Raw genomic sequence first — 24,395 nt, forward strand, 5'->3', positions numbered from 1 at the left:
TAATTTATTCATTATCTATCATAGAGTATATCCGGAGACCAGACATGAGACACAGGAGTAGAGATCTTGGAGATACGCCGTGGGTCACCATCGCGGCGGTTGTCGGCGTGATCGCTGTAGTGATTATCGCACTGTTTTTTTTCCTAGGCGGGGGTTCAGGACAGACATCGGGGGCCACATCTTCCGGGAGCAGCAGCGTCGCCCCGCAGGCCACCGTGCTGTCGAACAAGGGAGTGACATCCATTACAGTGAAAGCGACCACCCCGGTATCGGTTCCGGCCACAGGTGTGTTCGTTGAGGTAAATTACCTCGGAAGTTACTCCGGAACCTATGGGACGAACAGTTCGGTGGAAAAGACACAAAATTCCGGCGATCGCTTGTACGCTATTGAAGACGCAAACAATACGATCGTGGCAAAATTCCAGAAGCAGGACCACTCCACGAGCCATGACCTGACCGTGCAGATCTGGAAAGATGGGAAAGCCGTTAAGTTCGCCAAAAACGGTTCGGCATACGGTATTGTCAGCGTCCAATACCCGTGATACTTTTTTAAAAAATTCCGCGTGTAAACCGGCAAAGAAGATCAAAAAGAGATTATGTTATTTCTTGCCGACCCGTGCTTTGGGTGCTGATTTTTCTTCTGCCTTCTTCTCGCCTTCAACTTTCGGGAAGAGCTCATCGAGCGTTTTCTCACCATATGCGGTAACACGTGCATTGATCTGCACGAAATCCTGAGTGATCTCGTTTGAACGGATCATCTTTCTGCGGCGCTCCCCATCCATCGTCGGATGGAACCCGATACCGCCTGCAAGGAGGAGCTTCTTGCGCCCTGCACCCGGGAGGCCCTTCTTTGCCGTGATCCCGGTCCGGTCCGAGGCACCGGTGATCAGGATCTTGTATCCCGCGAGCCCGAGGGATCCTGCTTCAAGTTCGTCACCGATACGTTTGCCCACGATCGCACCTGCTGCACCGCCACTGGCGTCAACATTGTAGGCACGACCGGTCTTGGGGTCTGATACAACGACTTTAAACTCAACCATAACTGATTCTCCTTATTGTTTTATCCAAAAAACCCGATCCTCCGGGTTTCTTTTCACGTCTCCGGCTTCTGGCGGATTCGCCTACACATGAGAAGTACCCATTTTATTATACTGGTACGCTATTAAACCCTCGCGTTCTCCGCAGGCAGTATAACGCCTATTTACCCCAGAAGGGATCGCCTTTGCGCCGCATCGCGGTAAATTCTGCTAGGATTTCCTGTGTGCTCGTGTTCAGGGTCTTGATCATCTCCTTCTCGAGCACCTTGACATGGCGTTCAGGGATATCCACGAACAGGTCATCGCCAACGCTCACCTGCCTGCCAACCGTTGCTCCCTCGATGGAGATGGCAACTTCGAGGCCGGCATCGGCCTCGCGGATCGTTTCCTGCCGGAGCTGCATGCTCTTGAGGTGTCCGATCTTTTTCCCGTCCAGCTTGATCAGGTTGACATCGCTGCGCAGTTTCCCTCCAAGCACTCGGACACCTACGACGGCCGGGTTGCTCTGGCGGAACACGCAGTCGGGGAGAAGGCGGATCTTCGCCGGCATAATTACGTGCTCGAACCGCTGCTTCTCCTGCAGTCGTTTCTGCTCGTCTTTCCATTCGACATACTGGTCGATCAACTGGTAGATGACGCGTCCTTCGAACACCTTTACCTGAGTGTACAGGGGATTCCTGATCATCTCCGCTGCATCCGGGAGGATCGGTGTGTTGAACGAGAGCAGGACCCGGAACGCCGGGTTCTTGATGGTTTCCGTCTCGATCAGGTCGTGACGGCTGACCGGCCCGACCTCCGCCCGCATGACCCCGATCCCCTTGCTTTCGAGTTCCTTGCAGAGTGCTTCAAGCGCCCCGATCGTGTCCGCCTTGATCACGATCCCTTCTTCGGCAAGGTTCACATGGATCTCGGTCATCTCCTTCCGGATTCGTGCTTCGACCTCATCGCGGTTGCCGCGGATGACAAAAAACGGCGATCCCGCGATCACGCCTTCGAGATTGGGTGCGGTGACCTTGATCCCTGAGGCCGCGGCAACGGATTTCACCCGTTCGAACCGGTCCTCCACGAGAATCTCCTTCATGGGCCGGGGTTTCAGCAGGGACCGCACTTTTGTCACCACAACATCACCCTGTGTCGCGACGGCGATCTCGTCACCGATCGCGAGAGTGCCGTTGTAGAGAATCACATCGAGGGTGATCCCGAGGCCCCGCTCCTCCTTGACCTCAAGGACGGTCCCGGCACCCGGGCCCTCCACCGAGAGTTTGAGCGCATCGCCCATGTACCGTTGGGCGAGGCCGATCATGACGAGAAGGAGGTCAGGTATGCCCTCACCGGTATGGGCACTCACCGGCACAATCGCGAGGTTGCGCTGGAAGTCAGAGACCCGGTCGAACCGGTCCGCGGAGAAGTCCAGCTCGGAGAGTTTGCCCACGATCTCATAGGTCTTGTTTTCGACATCACTCTTGACCCTCTCATTCTGCTTTGCAAAAGAGGAGAGGAACGACTCGTTCTCGTTGACACGCCAGCCGTGGATGCGGTCGATCTTCGTCGCGGCGATAACGAACGGTGTACGGCAGTTTCGCAGGATCTGCAGCGCCTCAATAGTCTGGGGCTGGAACCCCTGGTTGATATCCACAACAAGGATCGCCATGTCTGCAAGCGCACCGCCCCTGGCCCGCAGAGTGGTGAAAGCGTGGTGTCCCGGTGTGTCAATAAAAAGAAGGCCGGGAATATTGATCGGCACCTTATCCATCGTACCGCTCATCGTTAGTATCGCTTCGATAGGAACGATGGTGGCGCCGATATGCTGGGTGATCGCCCCGACTTCGGAACTGACGACCGATGATCCCCGGATCCGGTCAAGGAGCGAGGTCTTGCCATGATCCACATGCCCCATGACGCAGACAATCGGTGTCCTGATCTTCGGGTTCTCCGCCATATCCTAAAAACCCCTCTATCGTCCAAGCTCTGGTACCGGGTAAAAACCCCATACTCCCTCGTGCCCGTGCCATAGGACGCGGTGCGCCTCATCGTCAGGGAAGAGTATTCAGAGCCACCTGATATGTAATGGACGCCTGACCCTATTAATAATCACGCCTCGGTCAGGGCCCGAACCAGCGTCACATTTCCGCCCCTCCGTACCTATTCTGGCGGCAGCAGTACACGGATAGATTAATCAGATTCCGGTGCAAATGTAACAAGGACATCTGCCAGGGTAGGGTAGTCTGGTTATCCTAAGGGGCTGTGGATCCCTCGACCCGGGTTCAAATCTCGGCCCTGGCCTTTTCTTTTCATCTGGTTTTCCGGTTATTGGTCATTGAGCCGTTTATCCCGGTTCCGCGTTGCTTGTTCTGTGGCTCCTGCGTTCTCTCTGTTCCCAAGCCTCCGTCAAATCTGTTGTTATTACAGTACATATTTGTACAACAACAAACAAAAATGTACAATATCCCGGATGGGCCCCGCCGGCAACCGCAGGCCTTGTGAGGATTCGGATGGCACATCACACGTATGTTCATGGCTATTCAGCACGTGAATCGGAGCGGCTCTCCGACCAGGCACAGACACTTACGAACCTTCTCCACGATGACACCCGGTATCCCACGGGCTCGCGGGTGCTTGAGGCCGGCTGCGGCATCGGCGCCCAGACCGTGATCCTTGCGAAGAACAGTCCGGGTGCATTGATCACATCGGTCGATATATCTGAAGAGTCCCTGAAGCGGGCGGAAGAGAAGATCCGGCAGGAAGGGATTACGAATGTGACATTCCGGCAGGGGGACATCTTCCGGCTCCCCTTCGAACCGGGAAGTTTCGATCACATCTTTGTCTGCTTCGTGCTGGAACATCTTGCAGAACCACAGCGGGCGCTCAAACAACTCCGTCCGCTCCTGAAAGAGGGGGGTACTCTTACCGTAATCGAAGGCGATCATGGCTCGACCTTCTTCCACCCTGAGAGCGAAGATGCCCACCGGGCAGTTCAATGCCTCGTAACCCTCCAGCAGCAGATAGGTGGCAATGCCCTGATCGGCAGGGAGCTCTATCCGCTCGTCACGGGCGCGGGATACACGGACGTGCAGGTCTCGCCGCGGATGGTGTACGCGGATGCCTCCCGCCCGGCGATGGTCGAAGGGTTTACGAAACTGACATTCACAGCGATGGTCGAAGGGGTTGGCCCGGAGGTGCTGAAGCAGGGGCTGATGAGCCGGGATGAGTGGGAACGGGGGATCGCCGCACTCTACCGCACTGCCGAAGCGGACGGGATATTCTGTTATACGTTCTTCAAGGCAACTGCACGCAGGTAGCTGGCCTTATTACGAGTAATTATGTGCCCTCACTTTCGCGCCGTGTATCCCGCTCCATTTTACCTGTACATCTCGTCTTTTGTTCCGGAAACGTATTATGGACGACGCTGCACGAACCCGTGATATTGAAGAGTCAATAAAAGCCATGAACTGCTATTGGACAGCATCATGGAATGAGCCGGCATTCAGGAGATACCTTCACACCGATGCCGTGGCGGGGTTTTGTAGAAGCGGCAACGATCCGCGAATGGGAGAAACGCGATCACCGGGTTCAGCGCTACACTGCGGGAAAATGCGCCGTTGCCACGTACCTGTTCTCCATCACCTTCTCAATGGGCGGGCAGATACAGACCATGAAGGGCAGGGGCATGTTCTTCCTGGTAAAAGAAGAGAAGAGATGGCTTGTCGTTGCAGACCAGTTCTCACCCGAACCACTTCAGGTTTGAGGTACACTCCATTCGGAAGAAATGCTTCCCCATCTCTTCCGCCCGAAAAACGCGACCGGTATAAATTGTCTTGCGAAGAATACTAGGGAAGACACATCATGGACACCATCGTAATCGTCGGCTACATTGCAGGCGCCCTCACCACCATCTCGTTCGTCCCCCAGCTGATCAAAGCATGGAAGATGCGGGAGACGCGGGATCTCTCGCTTGCGATGCTCGTGCTGTTCGGCATCGGTATCCTTCTCTGGATCATCTATGGATTCTGGGTCGACTCCCTGCCCATCATAGCCGCAAACGTGAGCACGGTTGTCCTGATCCTCGTGCTCCTCTTCCTGAAGATACGGTATAAATAATCATACCCCGTCACCGGGCCTGGAGCGTTATATCCGGTTGATGATGAATAACCCGACGCCGGAAGACGGGCCTGACGAAAAAACTATGAAAAAAGGATCGGAATGTTCAGTCCTGCAGGAGCACAAGGCATCCCGCGATCTTGTCGTGGAGCCCCTGGTGCTTTTTCGTGAAACCGATCATGATGAACCCGATGAAAATAATCAGGGTAGAGATATATTTCCCGAAGAAGCGGAGTGTCGTCCTTGCGAAGGATGTCTTGTTGCCCTCGAGATCCGTCACCACGAGGTGCATGAGCACCTTGCCGGGCGTTGCCTGGCTGCGGGAAGACTCAAAGCCTGCATAATAAAGCCACGGGATGATAACGAACAGCATGCCAAGTGCTGCCACGATCGGTCCCAGTGCCGCATCAAGGGTTCCCGCCTCGGTCAGATCATGGTAGCTGACACCGCTGGCAGACATATAATAGGCATATTTCAACCCGTTTGTCAAGGAGAAGAATGTAATGACGATACTTCCCCCGATGAGGATCAGAATGAAATCAACGATGAACGCAATAAACCGCCTGCCCAGACCTGCATAAACCCCGACTTCGGGCCCCTCGTCCTCTTCAGGAGTGGCGACGGGTCTCGACTGGATGGACTCTATGTCGGCCCCGCACCACTGGCAGAATTTTCCGGAGGCATCAGTCTCTTTTCCACATTTAGGACAGAACATTCGTTTTACTCCTGATATGTAAACTTAATCCGGGTGTCCTTTTTAATTTAACTGTTCATTACTGGTATTTTTCCCAAATTTTCCTTTCGGATTCATGTTTTGCACGAAACTGCTGGGTCCGGAGAAGCATGTTCGACCGCTTGGTCATCGGAGCACAAATCAGTAATATGAATACATTCAAGCACTCTGCATGAAATATGCCCTGATTCCTGCAGTTCTGGCGGGGCTGGTGCTGTGTGCGCTCTCTGCCGGCTGCACAAGCCCGACCCAGACAGAGATCAAACCCGTGGAAACCGCCACGCTTCCGACAGCGGTTCCCACCACGTTCATCTCAACGGTTGTGGCGACACCGGTCCCGGTGGAAACACTGCCGGCCGAGCAATATGTCGACCTCCAGTTGTCCAAGGAGCGCCCCGATTACACGCTGCACCTGATCTACAACGGCGGCAAGGGTGAAGGCAATGTCGTGAACATCCTGATGAAAGCGACCCTGTCGGATGGGACGGTCGTCGAGAAGTACATGAATGACGGACAGAGACAGCCCCGGCGCGGAGACGAAATTATCATCCAGGGGACGAGGGGCAGTGACCGTGTCGAGGTGTTCGTGACCAGCGCGGGCAGGACCTACAAGGTGCTTGACCAGCCAATGATGACGCACACGCTCTGAACTGCCAAAAATACCTCTTTTCATTGCTATCCCGTGTGACTCATCCTGCTGATCCTTTCAGCGCACGTTCCGGGTCACGTACCCGAGCACGGCAATGACGGCCGGTGTCACCGCAAGTACAACCCACTGCCCCCAACCCGGCCGTCCCCACGGCAAGACGGGTCAGGAGGTTCATCGGGTTGGCCGGCGGGGAGAGGGATTCTTTATCACCGAAGCTGCGGACAAGAAGGATTTCAAGGAGTCAACGGCAGCTATCACGGAAGCTCGCGGCACGGTCGAGAAGATCGAGTCCCGCTATTCCTCGCTCGAAGAGATGCTCCTCAAGATCGGGAACCAGTCAGCAACCCGTCTTCACTCTCTTTTGCGTCCTGTACCGGGTGGGCAGCGGTTGGTTATATTACCCTGACGACCGCCCCGCTGTTGCGGGCTGAAGTGACCAGGGTCGTTCCCCCGACGGCCTGCTCCTGCATGAACGACCGTGCCGCTCGCTCAAGGTCCTGCATACCTGTATCTCCTATGGCAAAGATCGCGGGGCCGAACGAGCTCATGCCTGCACCGGCAGCTCCGGCCGTACGCACGGTGGAAAGAAGGCTTGTTACGACATTCGGCTGGCGGCTGATCTCGACTTTCTTGAACCCGAGGCTTTGGAGGGTATTGATGGAGGAGCCAAAGAGGTCGAGGTCGTGCTCGACAATTCCCGGGAGCATCCGCATCATCACCTCATGAGTGATGGCCCGGACATCGTCGAGCGGGACCGGGCATGACTCTCGGAAGATATCGGCTTCATAGCCCCCGCTGGCACCGGTAGGAAGGTCGGGGATGGCAAGCAGGATGCGCCAGTCGGCCGGCATGTCATGGCGGACGATCACCGGCGGGGGACTGACCCCCCGCGATGCGGATGACGGGCGGAAATCCGATTTCTCTTTCCCGGTTCCGAGCCGGTGCCCGCCATCGATGATGAACCCCCCGTGATCGAATGCCGCGGTGCCGATGCCGGAGGTCCCGCCCCGGCCCGTGAGCCGGGCAAGCTCGCGTGTAGTGAGCTGCCGGTCATGAAGTTCTGCGATCGCCCGTGCCACGGCAAGCGAGATCTGGGACCCGCTCCCGAGACCGACATGGGACGGGTATTGGTTCCTGACCGTGATCGCCACGTTCCCTCCAAGACCGAGTTCCCGCAGTACGCCTGCCGCCACCTGCCCGATCCGTTCCTGTGTTGCCAGGTCGCAGCCGGTTACAGAAAGGACCGGGGAGAGCTCTGCTTCCAGCAGGATGCCGGGTTCGTCAAGGGTGATGCCGATGCCGCCGTCAACCCGTCCCGAACCGCCATGCATGTCGATGAGCGAGATGTGGACCCGTGACGGGGTGTTCACGACCACCCTCCGGGTATCGAGGAACCGGTTGTAGGGGAATCGCTCCTCGATGAAGATGAGCGGCTTACCGCCGTGGATAATCTGGTACTGCCGGGAGAGGAGCGGCTCGTTCCTGCAGATAGAGAATAATTTACCGGCCTCTTCCGTTGCGGGAAGGACCCGGGCGGTGAGGATCTCCCGTCGGGCCTCGATATTGTGCTGTTTGATAATTTTTCCAATGGGAATGTCGGCCTTCATCAGGTCGTCCCTGAATTCCGGCGAGAGGCGCCGGATGGGCGTGTGGGATATCGCGTAGATCAACACTTCCCCGTTCTCTTCCGTTGTGATCTCCACGATCCGGAAGTTGACCGGGTCGCCTTCGGCAATGCGAAGGTGATCAGCGGTTGTGCAGTCGGCAGGGACGATATCCTGGACCAGCGTCCTGATAACGACTTTTTTTCCGGTGATTGATTCGAGGAGCTGGGTGACCGAACCGTCCGTGCCCAGGAGGAATTTCTGGACGGGCGAGATCCTGCCAACCTGTGCCTCCATCTCCCGGATTGCCTGTGCAATGTCCATCCCAACAACCTTATCACCGGATATAATAAGGATGCTGATGCACCATATCCGGCTCCAGGAAAAAATAAAAAAATCCTGAAACGATTCGCTGTTTCAGCGCACGTTCCGGGATCTGTTGGACCGTTTGACTGTTGCTGTACCGGGAGGCATGGCTGCCGGCACCCGTGCGGTAATTTCCGCGAGCGACCCGGCAGTGAGCCGGCCTTTTTTCCCGATCACGTCCCTTCCCGAAAGGGTGAGTACCCGTGATGTCATCACGTAGCTTTCGCCAAAGAGATCGAGCCCCCCGGTGGCAAAATCGTCAATGGAGAGCGGCAGGCTAGGTGCATCAGACGGCGGCTTGCTGCTGACCGGGCAGATGTGGATCCTGCCGGACTCTTCCGTCCGGATTACCACGACCGGCCGGGTCTTGGGTAAGGTCCGGTCATCCAGCGCGACCGATGCAAGAAGGACATCTCCCTGTACGTACTGCCCCATGCATAATTATCCGGTGTGGTATGGCATAAGGGATCCTATTCCATATAGCTGGAGGCAGAACCATTTATCCGTAGAACATCATAGGAGAATTGATGACGGCTTGCGATCACTGCGGCAATGAGACTGCACTGCCGTTCACCTGCCAGCACTGTGGGGGAAAGTACTGCGCTGACTGCCGGCTCCCGCCCAATCATAACTGTACTGGCATCGGGAGCTGGAACAGCAAACCCCGGCCTGCGGTGGGCATGAACTACAACCGGGGTGGCGGTGTACGTGTAACCGGCGGGGTGACTGTGGATACACGGCGCGAAACCTCAAGGAAAGCCGCCGGAGGGATCCCGTACCTGAAGATCATGGTCGCTGTTATCGTGTTGGTTCTACTCGGGCTCGTGGGGCTCATGCTGAGCGGGTACAGGTTCAGCTGAAATTCCGATCGTGCCGGCTCCGGAACCTGTTTTTTTGAGACATGGAAATTTGCTAAAAACGGCAGACAGAAATGCCCAACCTCTCCGGAATGTATTTGGGGTCAGCGGAGAGATTGTGCGCTATAGCGGGGGAATTTGCATGATGTGGCTTGCACTTGTTATTTTTGCTATCGGTATTGCATTTGGCTTTTTTCACAAGGGAACGGAGGATTACCGGGGGCTTCTTCGGAATGGTGCTATCACCGGTGTCATCATAAGCGTCGTCCTGGTGCTTCTTTCGATGGTGCTGCTTCCCGAGTATATCAGTTCCGGTCTCGCATTCCTTGGCGCGTTCGGTATCCTGATTGAGATCGTCATCTCCGTGATCATCTTTATCATCGGGGCCTTTGTCGGCGACAAGATCGAGCGTGTCATCAGAAAGTAACCCGCAGAGGATGCCTCAAGACAGTCCTCCGCAGATTTTTTTAATGCCTGTTTTCCTTCACCCATATTAACATCCGGCTCCAAACCTGTAAACAGGAGCATACTGACTGATGAAGATCCTCGCCATCCACGGGAGCCCCCGGACCGTCCGGAGCACAACGCGAATACTGGCAAACTTCGTTCTCGAAGGAGCCGCCGAAGCCGGCGCAGAGACCGAGATGATCGACCTCTGCGATTACCGGGTCACGCCCTGCTCGGCCTGCGAGGGCTGCTCGTTCAACGGGATCTGCGTGTTCGAGGACGATGTCCCGGCCATCATTGCCCGTATGAGGGAGGCCGACGGCATCATCTTCGCCTCTCCGGTATATATCGACAACATCTCCGGCCAGATGAAAGTCTTCTTTGACCGGCTCGCAGACGCGATCCACTACCAGCTGCTGGCCGGCAAATTCGGCTGCTCGGTTGCAACCACGCACACGTCCGGCGGTGATGACGTGGTCACGTACCTGAACCATGTCCAGAATTACCTTGGCGTGATCTCCATTGGGGGGCTCGGTGTTGCCACGGGCGGGAATACGGAAACCGTTGATGCGGCGGAGGCCTCTGCCCGGGAGCTCGGGAAAAAACTGGCCGGTGCGATACGTAATGGTTTCTCTGATCCGAACCAGGAAGAAGAGATTGCCGGCAACCGGGAGTTTTTCAGGGATATCGTCATCGAGAACCGCGACTTCCGCACCGAAGACTATGATCGGTGGGTGCAGATGGGCTGGATTGAGTAGCCCGCCAACTACAGAACATTATCGGCAAATTTGTGTAACGGCCTGATTGGGCATCTCACCGGTCGTGATATCGCTCCGCGCAAAACGCCACCCGTGTTTTGGGCTATCCGGAGGGATTTTTCCTTCCATGATATCCAGTAAAACGTAATACGACACAATCGCTCTGCCCGGGGGCAGTTGGGGGGACCGCATACCTGTCTAAAAACGGGTATGATGTGCAGAAGATTTCCATCAGGTAATCTTTGAAATGCAACGAAGGAGCATGAAAAAATGTGGACGTGAAGATTTTTTAAAGAGAACACCGCCCCATCCTCAACTATCCGTCTTTTTCAGAATCGAAAAAATGAGTTAAAATAAAAAAAATCAGTAGTTCTCTGCCACCAGCTCGAAGTATGCCCGCGGGTGATCGCAGACCGGGCACTTCGCGGGTGCCATCTTACCATCGTGGACAAACCCGCAGTTCCGGCAGTACCATTTCGAGGGCATCTCGGTTTTGAAAATGGTTCCGTTCATCAGGTTCTCATGCAGTTTCGCGTACCGCGCCTCATGGTGGGCCTCCACTTCCCCAACCATCTTGAAGAGATAGGCGATCTCCCCGAATCCCTCTTTCTTTGCTGTGGCTGCAAATGCCGGGTAGAGCGTGCCCCACTCCATCTGCTCCCCCGCAACTGCTGCCGCGAGGTTCTCTTTCGTGGTCTTGATCGCACCGGCAGGATAGGCCGCACTGATCTCCACATCGCCGCCTTTGAGCTGTTTGAAGAAGAGTTTCCCGTGTTCCTTCTCCTCATCGGCAGTCTGCTGGAAGATCGCCGCGATCTGCTCGTACCCTTCCTTTCGTGCTGCACTGGCAAAAAATGTGTACCGGTTCCGTGCCTGTGACTCACCGGCAAACGCAGCGAGCAGGTTCTTTTCCGTTTTGCTTCCGTTGAACTTCAAAGTAACAACCTCATGACTGTTCTTTTTTTCCCTAGAAGATATACCCCGCGGTTAGTATACAACCTGTTACCACATGGATCGATCAAAAGGATGCGAACGCCGTGATAGAAAAATAAAAGAAAAACGGGCCTGAAGGGATTTGAACCCTTGACCTGCGGATTAAGAGTCCGCCGCTATGCCGAACTAAGCTACAGACCCAAGCCTGTTAGACCTAATAATGTGGTCGATATTGCCGAATAAATGTTTTGGCGCTCCCGCACGATCCTGCAATTGGAATTCCTTAATACACTGGAGTGGTACATCTTCTGTAATATGCCACCAGAAGCCGCTTTTGAACAGCCGGGACCGACAAAATACAGTATTTTCGGGTGCGGCACGAATGGGTACAATATCATTCTCGAGCTGGCAAAAGAGAACGAGCGCGTGGTGGTCATTGACAAGGACGAGACCCGGGTACGGCATCTCCGCGACCAGAAATACGATGCATACCAGCGTGATATCACCTCCCCGGACCTGCTCGCCGGCCTTCCACCGTTTGAGATTGCCTTCGTCATGACCGGCGATGGGGACGCAAATCTTGCCGCAGTCCTTACGATCCGGAAGCGCTATCCCTCCACCCAGATCGTCGTCCGGGCAATTGACCCGGTGAACGGCGAGAAACTCACGGCTGCCGGGGCCGAAGTTGTTCTCTACTCTCAGGAAGTAGTAGCACGGTATGCGATCCTCCAGATCAAAAAGCAGCACTCGAGCAGGATCTCGCAGCGGCTCTTCACGCTGCTCGCCGGCTGGGAGGGGACGCTCGGCATCATCACGCACAAGAACCCGGATCCCGACGCGATCTCGTCTGCCATGGCGCTTGCCGAGATCGCAAAACATGCAAATCCGAAGACCCTTGCCACCCGGATCTTTTATGAAGGCAACATCGGCCACCAGGAGAACCGGACGTTCGTCAACCTCCTCGATATCAAGATGGAGCACCTCACTGCCGATGCCCTCGCGAAGTGCACGTACCTTGCCCTTGTCGACTGCTCGGGCCCCGGCGCCAACAACGACATCCCGCCCCAGACCAAGATCAACATCATCATCGACCACCACAAGGAGGGGAAGCACATGGCGACCCAGAGCATGTTCATCGATATCCGGCCCGGGGTCGGGGCTACGGCAAGCATCATGACCCAGTACCTGCAGGAGCTGGACGTACCAGTCGACAAGAGGGTCGCAACTGCCCTCCTCTACGGTATCCGGACCGATACCAAGGAATTCAAGCGCAACGTGACGCCGCAGGACCTCAACTACGCGGGCTTCCTCCTCCCTCTGACGGATGCCGACCTGCTCGATAAGATCATGTCGCCGTCCATGTCGCAGGAGACACTCGACATCATCGGGAAGGCGATCCACGAGCGGAAGATCCAGAGCGGGTACCTCTTCGCGAACGTGGGGTACGTGATGAACCGCGACTCCCTCCCGCAGGCGGCCGACCTCCTGATCACGCTCGAAGGCGTGAACACGGCGCTCGTCTATGGCATCACGGACAACGCGATCGTGATCTCGGCCCGCAACCGCGACATCCGGCTCCATATCGGCAATGCCCTTTCCGAAGCGTTCGGGGATATGGGGGATGCGGGGGGCCATCCGAACATGGCCGCTGCAACCCTTCCCCTCCACTATTTCGGCAAGGTCGAGAACAAGGCCCAGCTCCTCGAGATCGTGATCGAACCCGTGCTGCAGAAGTTCAAGAATCTCGTCGGGCTTGAGAACGAGGGTAGGAAGAATGGAATATAGCCGGTGGGAGCCCTGCTACTGCAGGATTCTCGCGTACTTCGGGTTCGACCGCGGGGCGGATGAAGAGGCAGCCCGACTGCTCGCCTTGCTCATGACCCGTGACAACCTTCTCTCTCTGGTAACCCTGACAGACGGCAACGAAGTCACCGTGTGCGGGAACGCCCCGTGCCTTGAGAAGGAACTCGGGAAGATCAGGGGCGTCGTGTTTGCCGCTGATGCGGCTGCCGACGTGCTCGAGGACAACGGCATCCGCCCGGACGCGATCTTCACGGATCTCGATGGGGCGACCGACCGGTTCCTTGAGATGAACCGGGAGGGAACCATCATCGTCATCCACGCACATGGGGACAACATCCCGCTTCTGAAGTACTGGGTCCCGCAGTTCACCGGCCCCGTTGTTGCCACAACGCAGGCGTCCCCTCTCCCCCATGTCCACAACTTCGGAGGGTTCACGGACGGGGACCGGGCCGTATTCGCGGCCGATGAACTGGGGGCGTCCTCCATCACGCTGGCCGGTTTCGATCTTGACGATGAGGATGTCGACCCGCTGAAACGCGGCAAGCTCCATATTGCAAAGAAACTCCTCGCCATGATCGGGCATTCTCCATGAGCACGACCGCGTTCATCCTCGACGGGTACGTGGACGAACCGGCATGTCTTGGCGTACCCCCGTATATTTCTCCTTACATCCGCACGGTCGCCGGTGCACTCATCGCCCATGGGTATCCGGTCAGGTATCTTACAATCGACCAGCTGAGGAAAGACCCGCTGCGGGCAAACGTGCTGAACACAGCAGCCCTGCTGGTCATGATCGCGGGGGCCACCGTACCCGGGAAGTATCTTGGCGGTACCCCGGCCACGCTCACCGAGATCCAGCAGATCGGCCACATGGTGAGGGGGCCGAAGAAACTGATCGGAGGCCCCATCGGGTTTGGCTATGCAGGAGAAGGCGGGCAGAAGGCGATCCGGCAGGTTATCAGCGGATTCGATGCCTTTCTCACCGGCGAACCTGCAATCGCGCTCGATAATTTTCTCACCGGCAATGAACCGGCCGGGGTGCTGGACTATGCCCGGACTGACCCGTGGAGCGTGGCGGGCAGCGGGATCATAGAGTGGCACCCGGACTACCCGTACGTGATGTGCGAACTGGAGACCGCCCGGGGCTGTGCCCACGGTGCATCGGGCGGCTGTTCGTTCTGTACGGAGCCGTTCTATGGCATGCCGAAATACCGGAGTATCGCCGCAATTGCAGAGGAGGTGTCAGCTCTCCATGCGCATGGGGCCCTCCACTTCCGGGTTGGGCGCCAGCCGGATATCCTCGCCTACGGGGCCGGTCCGGGTGAGTATCCTGCACCGGTACCGGAGAAAATAGAGGCTTTGTTCTTCGCTATCCGGTCCTCTGCCCCGGATCTGAAGACACTGCATATCGACAACACGAATCCCGCCACCATCGCCCGGCACGAGAATGCGGCCCGGGAAGCCCTCCAGGCGATCATCCGGCACCACACTTCGGGAGATGTCGCTGCGTTCGGGATGGAAACGGCTGACCCTGCCGTGGTCACAGCGAACAACCTCAAGGCACAACCCGATGACGTATTCCGGGCAATAGAAATCGTGAATGAGGAAGGGGGAAAACGCCGGGACAATGTGCCCGAGCTGCTCCCGGGCCTCAACTTCGTCTGCGGGCTTGCGGGAGAAACAGAGAAGACGTACGAGCTCAACGAGCAGTTCCTCGTGCGGGTCCGCGATGCAGGACTCTCGGTCCGTCGCGTGAACATCCGGCAGGTGATGCCGTTTGAAGGCACGCCAGCCTATACGGATAACACTCTCGGGAAATATGAGCGACGGTTCAGGAAGTTCAAGGACTATGTCAGGAACCGGATCGATCTCCCGATGCTCCAGCGGGTATTCCCGATTGGCACCGTGCTCCGGGATGTACGGATCGAGGTCTCCGGGGATCTCTCGTTCGGCAGGCAGATGGGTTCGTACCCGATCCTCGCGGGGCTGCCCCTCCGATTGCCGCTTCATTCGGTCACGGATGCGGTTGTCGTGGACTGGGGGATGCGTTCGGTTACGGCACTGCCGGCCCCTGTCGCGATCAATACGATCCCGGCCTCAGCGATCAAGTGGCTGCCGGGCGTAGGGAAGAAGAAGGTTGCAGCCGTCATCGCGAAGCGGCCGTTCCGGGGTCTCGAAGACTACCGGAAGGTGACGGGGAGTTCCGGCATCGATTCCCTGCTGGCATTCTGAACTGTTTTTATATCTGCCTGAGTTGAGTCACTTTCAGGATATCGGTCCGGGTCACGATCCCAACGATTTTGCCGTTAGTGATGACCGGGATCCTGCCGATGTCATGGGCCGACATGATCCGGAGGGCATCGATGACCGGGGCGTCAGGAGGAAGCGTGATGAGGTCACGGGTCATGATGTCCCTTACCTGCATTGCCTCCCGGTCGATAGGCGAGGTCCTGTTCACGTCGGCGAGCGTGACCATGCCCACCAGCGTATCCCGCTCGATCACCGGGAAGCCGAGGTGCTTGCTTGAGTACATCATACCGATCACCTCGCTGACGGGAACCGTAGGGCCAACGGTCGTCACCGGGCTGCTCATCATACTGCCTACCGTGACATCCTGCAGGAAGTGGCTGTATTTCACGGAGGTCGACTCCATGTTCGCCCCGATATAGATGAAGAGTGCGATCAGGATCAAAAACGGGGAGAAGGCAAAGAGCCCGATGATGCCGAAGAGGATAGCAAATCCCTTGCCGATGTCCGCAGCGATCTGGGTTGCCCGGTGCAGAGGCATCCGTCCGGCAAGCCATGCCCGGAGCACCCTGCCCCCGTCCATGGGGAACGCCGGGACGAGGTTGAAGGCGCACAGGATGATGTTGAGCACGCCAAGATAACCTGCAATGAAGATGAACACCCCGGTCATTCCCGGGCTGGCAGTGACTGATGGAACGACATACACCAGCGCACTGCAGAGGATCCCGAAGATAAGGCTTGCGATGGGCCCGACAAGCGCCATCGGGAGCTCGGCCTTCGGGTCGGGGACTCCCTCCTCCATCGTGGCGATGCCGCCGAAGATCATGAGCGTGATGCTGTTGATCGCTATCCCCTTCGCCCGGGCAACAAGCGAATGGGCGAGTTCGTGTACGAGGACCCCGAAGAAGAGGCCGAGGGCGACGATCGTCCCGAGGACATACGGCATGTATCCCGCAGTGGCGAGGGTGGTATCGATCGGGACCTGGTAGATCTCCCTGAGCATATCGATTGTAAGATTGATCTGGCTGCCGATGATCCAGGCAAAAAGGGGGATCACCAGGAGGAACGTGTAGTGGATCAGGATCGGAATCCCAAATATGCGCCCGATCCGAATAGATCCGTCCATATGAAAGGATTATCTTTTTAACTCTTAAGTATATACTTTCATCTGATAACGATGGAAGCCCAGATTACAGAATTGTTCGGTCTGCAGATCTATACTGATAAGGGAATGTTTATCGGCGAAGTCGAAGACGTAGTGATCGACGTGGACCAGAAGAAGATCGAGGCCTTAGTCGTCAGCAAGGTCAACGACCAGCTCTTCGAGCTCAAGAACTTCAAGGGCCTCAAGATTCCCTACCGCATCATCAGCGCAATTGACGATATTGTCCTGATCCGCCACCTGCCGGGCGCCTTCACGGGTGCAAGCACCGAAGAAGAGTAGGGAACAAAGCGCAAGAGAACAGCGGGAGAATCCCACATATTTTCTGTACTCCCGTATGGTACTCGTATGGAGAACCGGGAAATATTTTCAACGATCACTGCCATTCCCCCCGTTTTCGTACGACTTGACGGCCGGGCATTCCACCGTCTTGCCGATTGTCTCGGGCTTCAAAAGCCGTTCGACGAATTTTTCCACAAGGCGATGGTAACTGCCTGCACGTCGCTTGTTGCCGACAGCGGGCTCAACCCGGACCTCGCGTTCACGTTCTCGGACGAGATCAGCCTCTACCTCACAAAGCTCCCGTTCAATGGCCGGGTAGAGAAGCTCGATTCGGTGGCAGCATCGTATACGGCAAGTTCCTTTACCGTCGCCCTTGGAGGGACGACACTCGTCGCGTTCGATGCCCGGATCATCCCGGCAACCCCGGAGTTCGCCATCGAGTACCTGACAAACCGGCAGGCCGAGGCGTGGCGTAACCATATCAATGCCTACTGCCAGCAGGCCCTGATCGAGGATGGGATGGATGCGAAGAAGGCTGCAGAACAGCTCAAAGGTCTGCAGTCCAAGGACCTTCACGAGATGATGCACGTGCGGGGCTTCAACCTTGCAACTACACCTGCATGGCAACGCAGGGGTACACTCGTATATAAGAAAATCACGGAGAAGGAAGGATTCAACCCGATCACGAATAAGACCGTGATCGCTGAGCGGAGTGCGGTCACGACCGAGACGGATCTGCCCCTGTTCACGAGTCCCGAGGGGAAGGAGTTCCTGAGGATGGTGCTGGGGGGAGTGTGACATAATTCATACACCCCGTTTTTGGATAAACCGTGTTTTAGGAAATTGATACCCCCTCTTTGTGACTCCAGCTGATCGAAGGGCCAGGGGTTCTTCTCCAGCCTCCTTGTGCCCTTCAAGAGAAGGAATCGCCCCTAAAAAAAAGGGAGCAGGGCACAATCACGATGCCTCTAATCTAACCCAGCTCATTGAATTCTCTATCGCTGCCTTAAACAGGTAATAGGACGTCATCGCAAAACGTGCATTATCGAGCGGCCTATGCATACCTTGGATCCGCCGGATCGCTCTCAAAGTATAATGACGCGGTAAATAACAATCTTTAAATGAAGCTACGGGTATATTGCCCCATATCTTATCCGGATTTCTCCGGATATTACCGGGCCGGATAATGGAGACGCTGGGGGGCGTAGGGTGATGAAAGATTTTGGTTATGGTTCGGTAACAATCGGTGGAAGGGAGAAGGATCGGTGGAAACCATCCCGGGCATGGTACCGGGTAATGTTCGGGGTTATTCTCCTGCTCGTCTGTACCGGCATGGTAGACGCGAGTGTTCCAGGCGCAACGTGGACACAGGTAACACCGCATGCCACCTGGCCGGTGCGCATAGGACACCAGGCACTTGTGTTCAATAACAAGACGTGGGTGATGGGGGGATTAGGTTCTACGGGACGGACGAGCGATGTCTGGAATTCTTTGGATATGGGCAGTTCGTGGACGGAGGCGAATGCAAGTGCCTGGCCGGCCCGAAATGACTTCGGTGTGGTTGTGTTCAAGAACAAGATGTGGGTGATGGGGGGAACCGGCGCGGGGGGCGAGATGAACGATATCTGGTATTCGAGTGATGGCATTATATGGACGCAGGAACCGCTATCGGATGCCCTATGGTCTCCGAGAGCAGATCTTAGTGTGGTTGTATTCAACAACAAGATGTGGGTGCTCGGGGGAGATAGCGATGGCGCGCCTACGAACGATGTATGGTATTCGGATGATGGCTTGACATGGACGCAGGTCCAGGGTATCAGCTGGAACGCAAGAAAATACCAGCAGGCAGTTGTATTTGATCACAGGATATGGGTGCTCGGAGGAGATACCGGGTATACCACCACTACCCTTGTGAACGATGTATGGTATTCGTATGATGGCACTACATGGACGGAGGCGAATGCAAGTGCCAGCTGGCCGGCCCGAGATATGTTCGGTGCGGCTGTGTTCAATAACATGATGTGGGTGATGGGGGGACAGAGTGGTCCTACGGGACGGGTGAACGATGTCTGGGTTTCGGCGAATGGCACCATATGGACACAGGCAATTTCAGCTCAGCAGCAGACCTGGACTGCGAGACGAGACTTTGCGACGGTTGTATACACTACTAACGTGGTGACACCCACTTCCGGGACAACGGGCCAGCCAGCGGAAAATATGCTGATACTGGGAGGGTCTGCCCCAACCGGTCCGGCGAACGATGTCTGGCAAACTGGTTTGGTTCCAGTTCCGATTACCGTCAGTATCGTGCCGCAATCACCAGTTGTGATAAACGGGACCTCGACCACTTACAACATTATACTAAGCGCTGCGCCGTATGGAATATCGGGAATAGAATACCAGATCTGCCAGAATAACACGGCAAATGGCCAGATAACCAGCTTTACCACGCCCCCGTGGGCAGGATTAGCAAACTCTGTACAGACTCACGGCTATGTGAGATTTGCGGCAGTTGACCTGACGGGCACATCCGGCACCACTAATATCACTCTCGGTTCGTTCAGCATATTAAACACGCAACCGGGTATCACAACGTTTAGTTATGGTTCGCAGTGTGCAGAACAACTGATCATACCATCAATTCAGGACCGTATAGGTGGGTCTTATATGGTCAAGTACATTCCGGAAAATTTCACGGTCATGACGGACCGATTGCCATTCCCCCGCCCCCAGCCCCTTGGCGGGTTCTTCGGTGCTCCAAAGGATCCTAATCATGACGGGTTATACGAAGACCTTGACGGCAACGGCTTCGTTACGATGAACGATGTTGTCGTGATGTTCACGAATCTGGACGACATCACCGCCGGCACATATGGTCTGGTCAGTTACTATGACTTTGACGGGAGTGGCGATATCGGGTTTAACGATGTTGTGACGCTCTATAATGAAATAAGAGTGCAAGTATGACCCCTGTAAAAAAATACGCACAATGGATACCATGAAGCAATGCATGCAAAAAAACTGGATCATTGCCGGCATACTCCTCCTCCTTTTTACTGTACCTGTAAGTGGCGCAGTGTTTACGGCAAACGGGGGGTCCGGCTGTGCACCGGTATCATCGCCCCTCTCCGTCCCGGTCACCCTCACCGATATCCCCACGGGGCTCTCGGGACTGAATGTGACCTTCGCCATCAGCGATCCCCAGGCAGCCCAGATTGTCAGCATCGCATTCCCTGCCTGGGCAGCACTTCACGACGTGTCACCACTTCCGGCACAGCAGGTCTGGGTCAGGGTGGTCGACCTGGACAGGAAGGTGAATGCGAATGACAAGGACGTCCCGGTCGCCACGCTGTCGGTACAGGGGCTGAAAGCGGGGAGCGTGGTCCTGACCATCAGTCCCACGAGAGTCGAGGACGATGCAGGGAAGGTTTACTCAATTGCGCCCCAGAGCCAGACCCTCTGCTTCAGCGGTTCGGCCGCCTCTCCCCCATCAGCGGCATTCCCGCAGGCTGCGGCGGCCTCCCCTTCAGGTACATCCCCTGCATCAAACGGGCCGCGTACCACCTATTCGCCGCTCCCCATATTCCTCCCGGTATGCTGCTGTATCCTTGCCGTTATTGCAATCCACAGGATGCGGGAAAGATGGAGAGAATAGCGATATAAAACCCTGAACAGGCTTTTAATCTCATCCCATTTTTTTATCTCTCGCATCAGCCGATCCTCCAAATAATAGGGAGTCTGCCGTTCTGCAGGGGACGCGGTGTAGTGGAATACTCCCAAATCGTTTGTTGATTCAGTCACTGACCCGCCGGGAGGTGCCCCGTCGTGAGTAGCGACGCCTATCCATCTGAGGGTTTGGGGGCATCAGCCCCCATCAATATTCCCTGACATCGCGAAAAAATTTTCATTCACCCCCTCAGCCCCTGCCCGGAATTTTTCACACAGGGTCTGGTTGATCAGACTTGGCGTCCACGTCGGAGAAAACAAAACATTGTTAGATAAATATCCAATTGTTGGATAATTATCCAACAGTTGGCAACATTACTAACACCCTGCGATCGCGATTGAAAATATTTCAGCGGGTACGAGCCGATTATTCGTACCAAAAAAGGTGCCTTATATCGCTTTTCCGATCCCGATCGTCATCCCCACATCCTCGACGTCCCACTCCTTGACGGAAGCAAAGCGTGCAGTATCGGGCTGCGTCCCGTCTTTTGAGAATCCGAAGAACTTCGCCCGTACTTCGTCCCCAATCATGGCGATCGTCGCATCGCTGTGGAGCAGGGCAAGCACCCGCTTGTCACTCACTGCCACCTCTGCGTTGATCATGTCCTCCACCGCGAGGTCGAGCTGCTTGCGCATCTCCTGGATCCGCCGGATCACTTCGCGGGCATAACCTTCCGCTTCGAGATCGGGAGTGAGGGCCACGTCTACGTAGACCATGGCATCCGTCATGGGAGCAGAGAAGATATCCGCGGGAAGTTTCTCGGTGAAGGTGACATGCTCCGGCCCGATCTCGAAGACCTCGTCGCCGCTGCCCAGCCGGTATTTCCGCCCGGCATCGATCTCGGCCTTGAGCGCATCCCCATCTGCTGCCTCGATGAGGGCTTTCAGCTTGAACGAATCCTTGCCAAACCCTTTTCCGAGCGCCTTCATCACCGGCTCTGCGTGCCATCCTATGCGATCCCACCGGCCCATGACTACTGAGACCTTCCGTGCATTGGCCCGGTCCATGCAGACCGCGTTGAGCCTGCCTATCGCATCCTTCACCGGCACTGCACTGGTCACTACCACGACTTCCGCTACCGGCCACCGGAGTTTTCTCTTCCCGGCCTGGCGGGCGTTTGCCGAGGCTTCGTCGAACGAGCGGACAATCTCGACCGCGTGCTCCAGGTCCCGGTCTACGAGCACCGTCTCCCCGGCATCCCAGTCGAGCAGGTGGATGCTTTCGGGGTCGTTTGCACAGCGGAGGTTCCGGTAGATCTCCTCGGTGAGGTGCGGGCAGAAGGGCGCAAGGAGCCCGGTCAGCCGGTGCATCACGTAATACATCGTCTCGTACGCAAAGACCTTCTGCTCCGACTCCCCCTCGAGCCACATGCGGGGCCTGACGAGCTGGACATACCAGCGCGAGAGGTCTTCGAGAATGAAGTTTGTCAGTTCGCGGGTGGCCCGGTGGAGCTGGCACTCCCTGGTCGCGGTGTCAACGATAGAGGCGACCGAGTTGATCCGGGAGATGATGAACCGGTCCTCATCTGGCATCTCCCGTATGTGGGCCCGGACGTAGGCATCGTCCCAGACCCCGTTCTTCGACGCGGGTTCGAACGTATCGAGGATCATATAGGGAAGCGGGAAGCGGTACACGTTCCAGAGGATGTTGACCGCCCTGTTAACCGTCCCGACACCTTCCCAGTTGAACTTCAGGTCGTCCCATGGCGCCGAGGAGGAGAGGACATAGAGGCGCAGGACATCCACTCCGACCTTCTCGATTACGTCCCCGGGGTTTACCACGTTCCCGAGGCTCTTTGACATCTTTTTGCCCTCTGCATCGAGGGCAAAGCCATGCATGCACACGCTCTTGTAGGGCGCTTTCCCGAACGCGATCGTGCTCGCGCCCAGCTGCGAATAGAACCAGCCACGGGTCTGGTCCTGCCCTTCAGTGATAAAATCAGCAGGCCAGAGCTTTTCGAAGTCCTTTGTCTTGCCCGGGAATCCGAGCGTTGCCCACGATGCGACCGCGGAGTCGAACCAGACATCGAAGATGTCCTCGACCCGTCTCATCGTGCCGCCGCAGCTGCACGGGATTGTCACCTCGTCCACATACGGGCGGTGGGGGTCGGGAAGGGATGTACCGCTCCGTTTCTCGAGTTCCGCGATGGTGCCGATCACCCGGTAGGTATTGCATTTCGGGCAGACCCAGACAGGTATCGGGATACCCCAGTAGCGCTGCCGGGAGATGCACCAGTCACGGGCTTCCTTGATCCAGTCGTAGAACCGGGCGCTGCCTGCCCAGTCGGGGTACCAGGTGACCTTCGCGATCTCGGAGAGCATCAGGTCCCGCATCTCAGATGCTTTCAGGAACCACTGGGAGGTGGCCCGGAAGATGATCGGGGTCTTGCAGCGCCAGCAGTGGCCGTAGCGGTGGGTGACCGTCTCTCTGGCGAGGAGGTCATCGCCCAGTGCCGCGAGCACATTCTCGTTTGCGTCTCTCACGTATTGGCCGGCAAATTCTCCTGCTTCCTCCTTGAACTTCCCGGCACCGTCGACCGGGCAGACAATGGGCAGGCCCTCTTTTGTCCCGAGCACAAAGTCGTCCCAGCCATGGCCGGGGGCGATATGCACCATGCCGGTATTCTCGAGCGCCACGAAATCCGCAGTCACGATCCTGTGCTGGATCTCCCGCTGGAGGGGTACCTGTGTGTCGAGCGGGGAATGGTATTCCCATCCGACAAGTTCAGTGCCCTTCTTCTTCTCAACGAGGGAAAAGTCCTTGAACCGGCCTTTCTTCAGCACGGCCTTGACAAGGGGCTCCGCGATCCAGAGATACACTTCCTTCCCGTCCTTTTTGGCGAGCACCTTCGCGTACTCGAACTCCTTCGATACGGCAACCGCGACATTGGCCGGAAGGGTCCACGGGGTCGTGGTCCAGATGACGAGAAACTCATCCGGCTTTCCGGTGAGCGGGAACCTGACGAAGATCGAGGGGTCGTTCTCGTCCCAGTACTCCACCTCGGCGTCAGCGATCGCCGTCTCGCACCGGGGGCACCAGTTCACGACGCGGTGGCCGCGCTCAAGCATCCCATGCTCATCGGCTTTCGCAAGGGTCCACCACGCTGCCTCGATGTATTCCGGTTTCACGGTCTGGTACGCGCCCGGGAAATCGAGCCAGACGCCGAGGCTTTCAAACTGTTCGTCCATCAGTTTCTTGTTCGTGATCGCGAACTCCCGGCATTTCTCGATGAACGGCCGGATGCCGAACGTCTCGATGTCCTTCTTGGACTTAAAACCCAGTGCCTGCTCGACCTTCACCTCGATCGGCAGCCCGTGCATGTCGTAGCCGGCCCGGTCGATGACATTCCTGCCATTCATGCGGTAGTAGCGCAGGATGGAATCCTTGATGATCTTGTTCCAGGCAGTCCCGAGGTGGATGTGCCCCGTGGTGTACGGCGGGCCGTCCACGAAAAAGAACGGCTTGCCTGCACTCCGGTGCTTTCTTACGGTCTGGTACGTGTCGTGAGTGCACCAGTATTCCTGCACTCCACGCTCGATCTCCTTTGCATTGAAGTTCGCGGTGACTTCCCTCAAAAAAACCCCTCTTTTTGCCCCTCGTCGCTCAGCGTGACGCCCGTTTATGCGATAGAATGTTGGCGCCACTGCACAAAGTAGTTTTTCTTGGGTACTGTACGTTTCGCCTGCTTCAGG

At 56.6% G+C, this 24,395-nt stretch carries 24 protein-coding genes and 2 tRNA genes; 17 read left to right on the forward strand and 9 right to left on the reverse strand.

Going from position 1 to position 24,395, the window contains the following annotated elements; all coding sequences use genetic code 11:
* The first annotated feature begins 44 nt into the window (after positions 1–44).
* A complete protein-coding gene (locus ABSG49_RS00435; protein WP_424024123.1) occupies positions 45–542 on the forward strand; it encodes a hypothetical protein in 498 nt (165 codons plus the stop codon).
* Between the two features lie 57 nt (positions 543–599).
* Here the strand turns inward: ABSG49_RS00435 and ABSG49_RS00440 are convergent, their stop codons facing one another.
* Both ABSG49_RS00440 and infB read right to left on the reverse strand, forming a co-directional pair.
* Entirely contained in the window at positions 600–1,040 is a 441-nt protein-coding gene (locus ABSG49_RS00440; RefSeq protein WP_424024124.1) for a 30S ribosomal protein S6e, read from the reverse strand.
* A gap of 157 nt (positions 1,041–1,197) precedes the next feature.
* Positions 1,198–2,976 carry a translation initiation factor IF-2 gene (gene infB, locus ABSG49_RS00445; RefSeq protein WP_424024125.1) on the reverse strand — a complete coding sequence of 593 codons (1,779 nt, stop codon included), beginning with the start codon at positions 2,974–2,976 and terminating at the stop codon, positions 1,198–1,200.
* A 270-nt stretch (positions 2,977–3,246) separates the two neighbouring features.
* Between infB and ABSG49_RS00450 the strand changes: the two genes are divergently transcribed.
* The 4 genes from ABSG49_RS00450 (at position 3,247) to ABSG49_RS00465 (ending at position 5,135) form a co-directional block, all read left to right on the forward strand.
* Positions 3,247–3,320 (forward strand) — tRNA-His (locus ABSG49_RS00450).
* Positions 3,321–3,529: 209 nt separating this feature from the next.
* Positions 3,530–4,336: a class I SAM-dependent methyltransferase gene (locus ABSG49_RS00455; protein WP_424024126.1), complete on the forward strand. Its 807-nt coding sequence runs from the start codon at positions 3,530–3,532 to the stop codon at positions 4,334–4,336.
* A gap of 173 nt (positions 4,337–4,509) precedes the next feature.
* The gene (locus ABSG49_RS00460; RefSeq protein WP_424024127.1) at positions 4,510–4,782 is read left to right on the forward strand and encodes a nuclear transport factor 2 family protein; all 273 of its coding nucleotides are present in this window, start codon (positions 4,510–4,512) and stop codon (positions 4,780–4,782) included.
* Positions 4,783–4,880: 98 nt separating this feature from the next.
* Positions 4,881–5,135: a SemiSWEET family sugar transporter gene (locus tag ABSG49_RS00465; protein WP_424024128.1), complete on the forward strand. Its 255-nt coding sequence runs from the start codon at positions 4,881–4,883 to the stop codon at positions 5,133–5,135.
* A 106-nt stretch (positions 5,136–5,241) separates the two neighbouring features.
* Here the strand turns inward: ABSG49_RS00465 and ABSG49_RS00470 are convergent, their stop codons facing one another.
* Positions 5,242–5,850 carry an RDD family protein gene (locus ABSG49_RS00470; protein WP_424024129.1) on the reverse strand — a complete coding sequence of 203 codons (609 nt, stop codon included), beginning with the start codon at positions 5,848–5,850 and terminating at the stop codon, positions 5,242–5,244.
* Between the two features lie 190 nt (positions 5,851–6,040).
* On the opposite strand from ABSG49_RS00470, the gene ABSG49_RS00475 reads away from it, so the two are divergent.
* Both ABSG49_RS00475 and ABSG49_RS00480 read left to right on the forward strand, forming a co-directional pair.
* Complete coding sequence (locus ABSG49_RS00475; protein WP_424024130.1) at positions 6,041–6,517, forward strand: hypothetical protein; 477 nt, start codon at positions 6,041–6,043, stop codon at positions 6,515–6,517.
* A gap of 94 nt (positions 6,518–6,611) precedes the next feature.
* Entirely contained in the window at positions 6,612–6,923 is a 312-nt protein-coding gene (locus ABSG49_RS00480; protein ID WP_424024131.1) for a hypothetical protein, read from the forward strand.
* Here the strand turns inward: ABSG49_RS00480 and ABSG49_RS00485 are convergent.
* Together ABSG49_RS00485 and ABSG49_RS00490 are read right to left on the reverse strand one after the other, a co-directional pair.
* A complete protein-coding gene (locus ABSG49_RS00485; protein WP_424024132.1) occupies positions 6,910–8,445 on the reverse strand; it encodes a beta-ribofuranosylaminobenzene 5'-phosphate synthase in 1,536 nt (511 codons plus the stop codon). The genes ABSG49_RS00480 and ABSG49_RS00485 overlap by 14 nt on opposite strands.
* A gap of 93 nt (positions 8,446–8,538) precedes the next feature.
* Positions 8,539–8,922, reverse strand: coding sequence for a type II toxin-antitoxin system PemK/MazF family toxin (locus ABSG49_RS00490; RefSeq protein ID WP_424024133.1), 384 nt, complete (start codon positions 8,920–8,922; stop codon positions 8,539–8,541).
* 92 nt (positions 8,923–9,014) lie between these two features.
* Here ABSG49_RS00490 and ABSG49_RS00495 point away from each other — a divergent pair, with 92 nt between their 5' ends.
* From ABSG49_RS00495 to ABSG49_RS00505, 3 genes are all read left to right on the forward strand, one after another.
* Positions 9,015–9,347, forward strand: coding sequence for an AN1-type zinc finger domain-containing protein (locus ABSG49_RS00495; protein WP_424024134.1), 333 nt, complete (start codon positions 9,015–9,017; stop codon positions 9,345–9,347).
* A 139-nt stretch (positions 9,348–9,486) separates the two neighbouring features.
* A complete protein-coding gene (locus ABSG49_RS00500; RefSeq protein WP_424024135.1) occupies positions 9,487–9,771 on the forward strand; it encodes a hypothetical protein in 285 nt (94 codons plus the stop codon).
* 109 nt (positions 9,772–9,880) lie between these two features.
* On the forward strand, positions 9,881–10,549 hold the full coding sequence (locus tag ABSG49_RS00505) for a flavodoxin family protein (RefSeq protein WP_424024136.1): 669 nt from the start codon (positions 9,881–9,883) through the stop codon (positions 10,547–10,549).
* Between the two features lie 363 nt (positions 10,550–10,912).
* On the opposite strand, the gene rbr is transcribed toward ABSG49_RS00505, so the two are convergent.
* Together rbr and ABSG49_RS00515 are read right to left on the reverse strand one after the other, a co-directional pair.
* Positions 10,913–11,485 (reverse strand): rubrerythrin, encoded by a 573-nt coding sequence (rbr, locus tag ABSG49_RS00510; RefSeq protein WP_424024137.1) that lies wholly within the window; start codon positions 11,483–11,485, stop codon positions 10,913–10,915.
* 124 nt (positions 11,486–11,609) lie between these two features.
* A tRNA-Lys gene (locus ABSG49_RS00515) sits at positions 11,610–11,683 on the reverse strand.
* A 114-nt stretch (positions 11,684–11,797) separates the two neighbouring features.
* Here ABSG49_RS00515 and ABSG49_RS00520 point away from each other — a divergent pair.
* Genes ABSG49_RS00520 through ABSG49_RS00530 form a run of 3 tightly spaced genes read left to right on the forward strand, consistent with a single transcriptional unit; the run spans position 11,798 to position 15,517 of the window.
* Positions 11,798–13,267, forward strand: a complete 1,470-nt coding sequence (locus ABSG49_RS00520; protein ID WP_424024138.1) for a DHH family phosphoesterase — start codon at positions 11,798–11,800, stop codon at positions 13,265–13,267.
* Positions 13,257–13,877, forward strand: a complete 621-nt coding sequence (locus tag ABSG49_RS00525; protein WP_424024139.1) for a 6-hydroxymethylpterin diphosphokinase MptE-like protein — start codon at positions 13,257–13,259, stop codon at positions 13,875–13,877. Before ABSG49_RS00520 ends, ABSG49_RS00525 begins: the two co-directional genes overlap by 11 nt.
* A complete protein-coding gene (locus ABSG49_RS00530) occupies positions 13,874–15,517 on the forward strand; it encodes a radical SAM protein (protein WP_424024140.1) in 1,644 nt (547 codons plus the stop codon). The genes ABSG49_RS00525 and ABSG49_RS00530 overlap by 4 nt, the downstream gene beginning before the upstream one ends.
* Before the next feature lie 7 nt (positions 15,518–15,524).
* Here ABSG49_RS00530 and ABSG49_RS00535 read toward each other — a convergent pair whose 3' ends face one another.
* A complete protein-coding gene (locus ABSG49_RS00535; RefSeq protein WP_424024141.1) occupies positions 15,525–16,658 on the reverse strand; it encodes a CBS domain-containing protein in 1,134 nt (377 codons plus the stop codon).
* A 51-nt stretch (positions 16,659–16,709) separates the two neighbouring features.
* Between ABSG49_RS00535 and ABSG49_RS00540 the strand changes: the two genes are divergently transcribed.
* The 4 genes from ABSG49_RS00540 to ABSG49_RS00555 all read left to right on the forward strand — a co-directional run bounded on the left by ABSG49_RS00540 (position 16,710) and on the right by ABSG49_RS00555 (position 20,631).
* Entirely contained in the window at positions 16,710–16,976 is a 267-nt protein-coding gene (locus ABSG49_RS00540; protein WP_424024142.1) for a PRC-barrel domain-containing protein, read from the forward strand.
* A gap of 66 nt (positions 16,977–17,042) precedes the next feature.
* Positions 17,043–17,774, forward strand: a complete 732-nt coding sequence (locus tag ABSG49_RS00545) for a tRNA(His) guanylyltransferase Thg1 family protein (RefSeq protein WP_424024143.1) — start codon at positions 17,043–17,045, stop codon at positions 17,772–17,774.
* Positions 17,775–18,188: 414 nt separating this feature from the next.
* Positions 18,189–19,943, forward strand: coding sequence for a Kelch repeat-containing protein (locus ABSG49_RS00550; protein ID WP_424024144.1), 1,755 nt, complete (start codon positions 18,189–18,191; stop codon positions 19,941–19,943).
* 43 nt (positions 19,944–19,986) lie between these two features.
* The gene (locus tag ABSG49_RS00555; protein WP_424024145.1) at positions 19,987–20,631 is read left to right on the forward strand and encodes a hypothetical protein; all 645 of its coding nucleotides are present in this window, start codon (positions 19,987–19,989) and stop codon (positions 20,629–20,631) included.
* Between the two features lie 461 nt (positions 20,632–21,092).
* On the opposite strand, the gene ileS is transcribed toward ABSG49_RS00555, so the two are convergent.
* Positions 21,093–24,278, reverse strand: coding sequence for an isoleucine--tRNA ligase (gene ileS, locus ABSG49_RS00560; RefSeq protein WP_424024146.1), 3,186 nt, complete (start codon positions 24,276–24,278; stop codon positions 21,093–21,095).
* Positions 24,279–24,395: the final 117 nt, after the last annotated feature.

Source organism: Methanoregula sp. (assembly GCF_049510175.1).
In the GTDB taxonomy this organism is placed as follows: domain Archaea; phylum Halobacteriota; class Methanomicrobia; order Methanomicrobiales; family Methanospirillaceae; genus Methanoregula.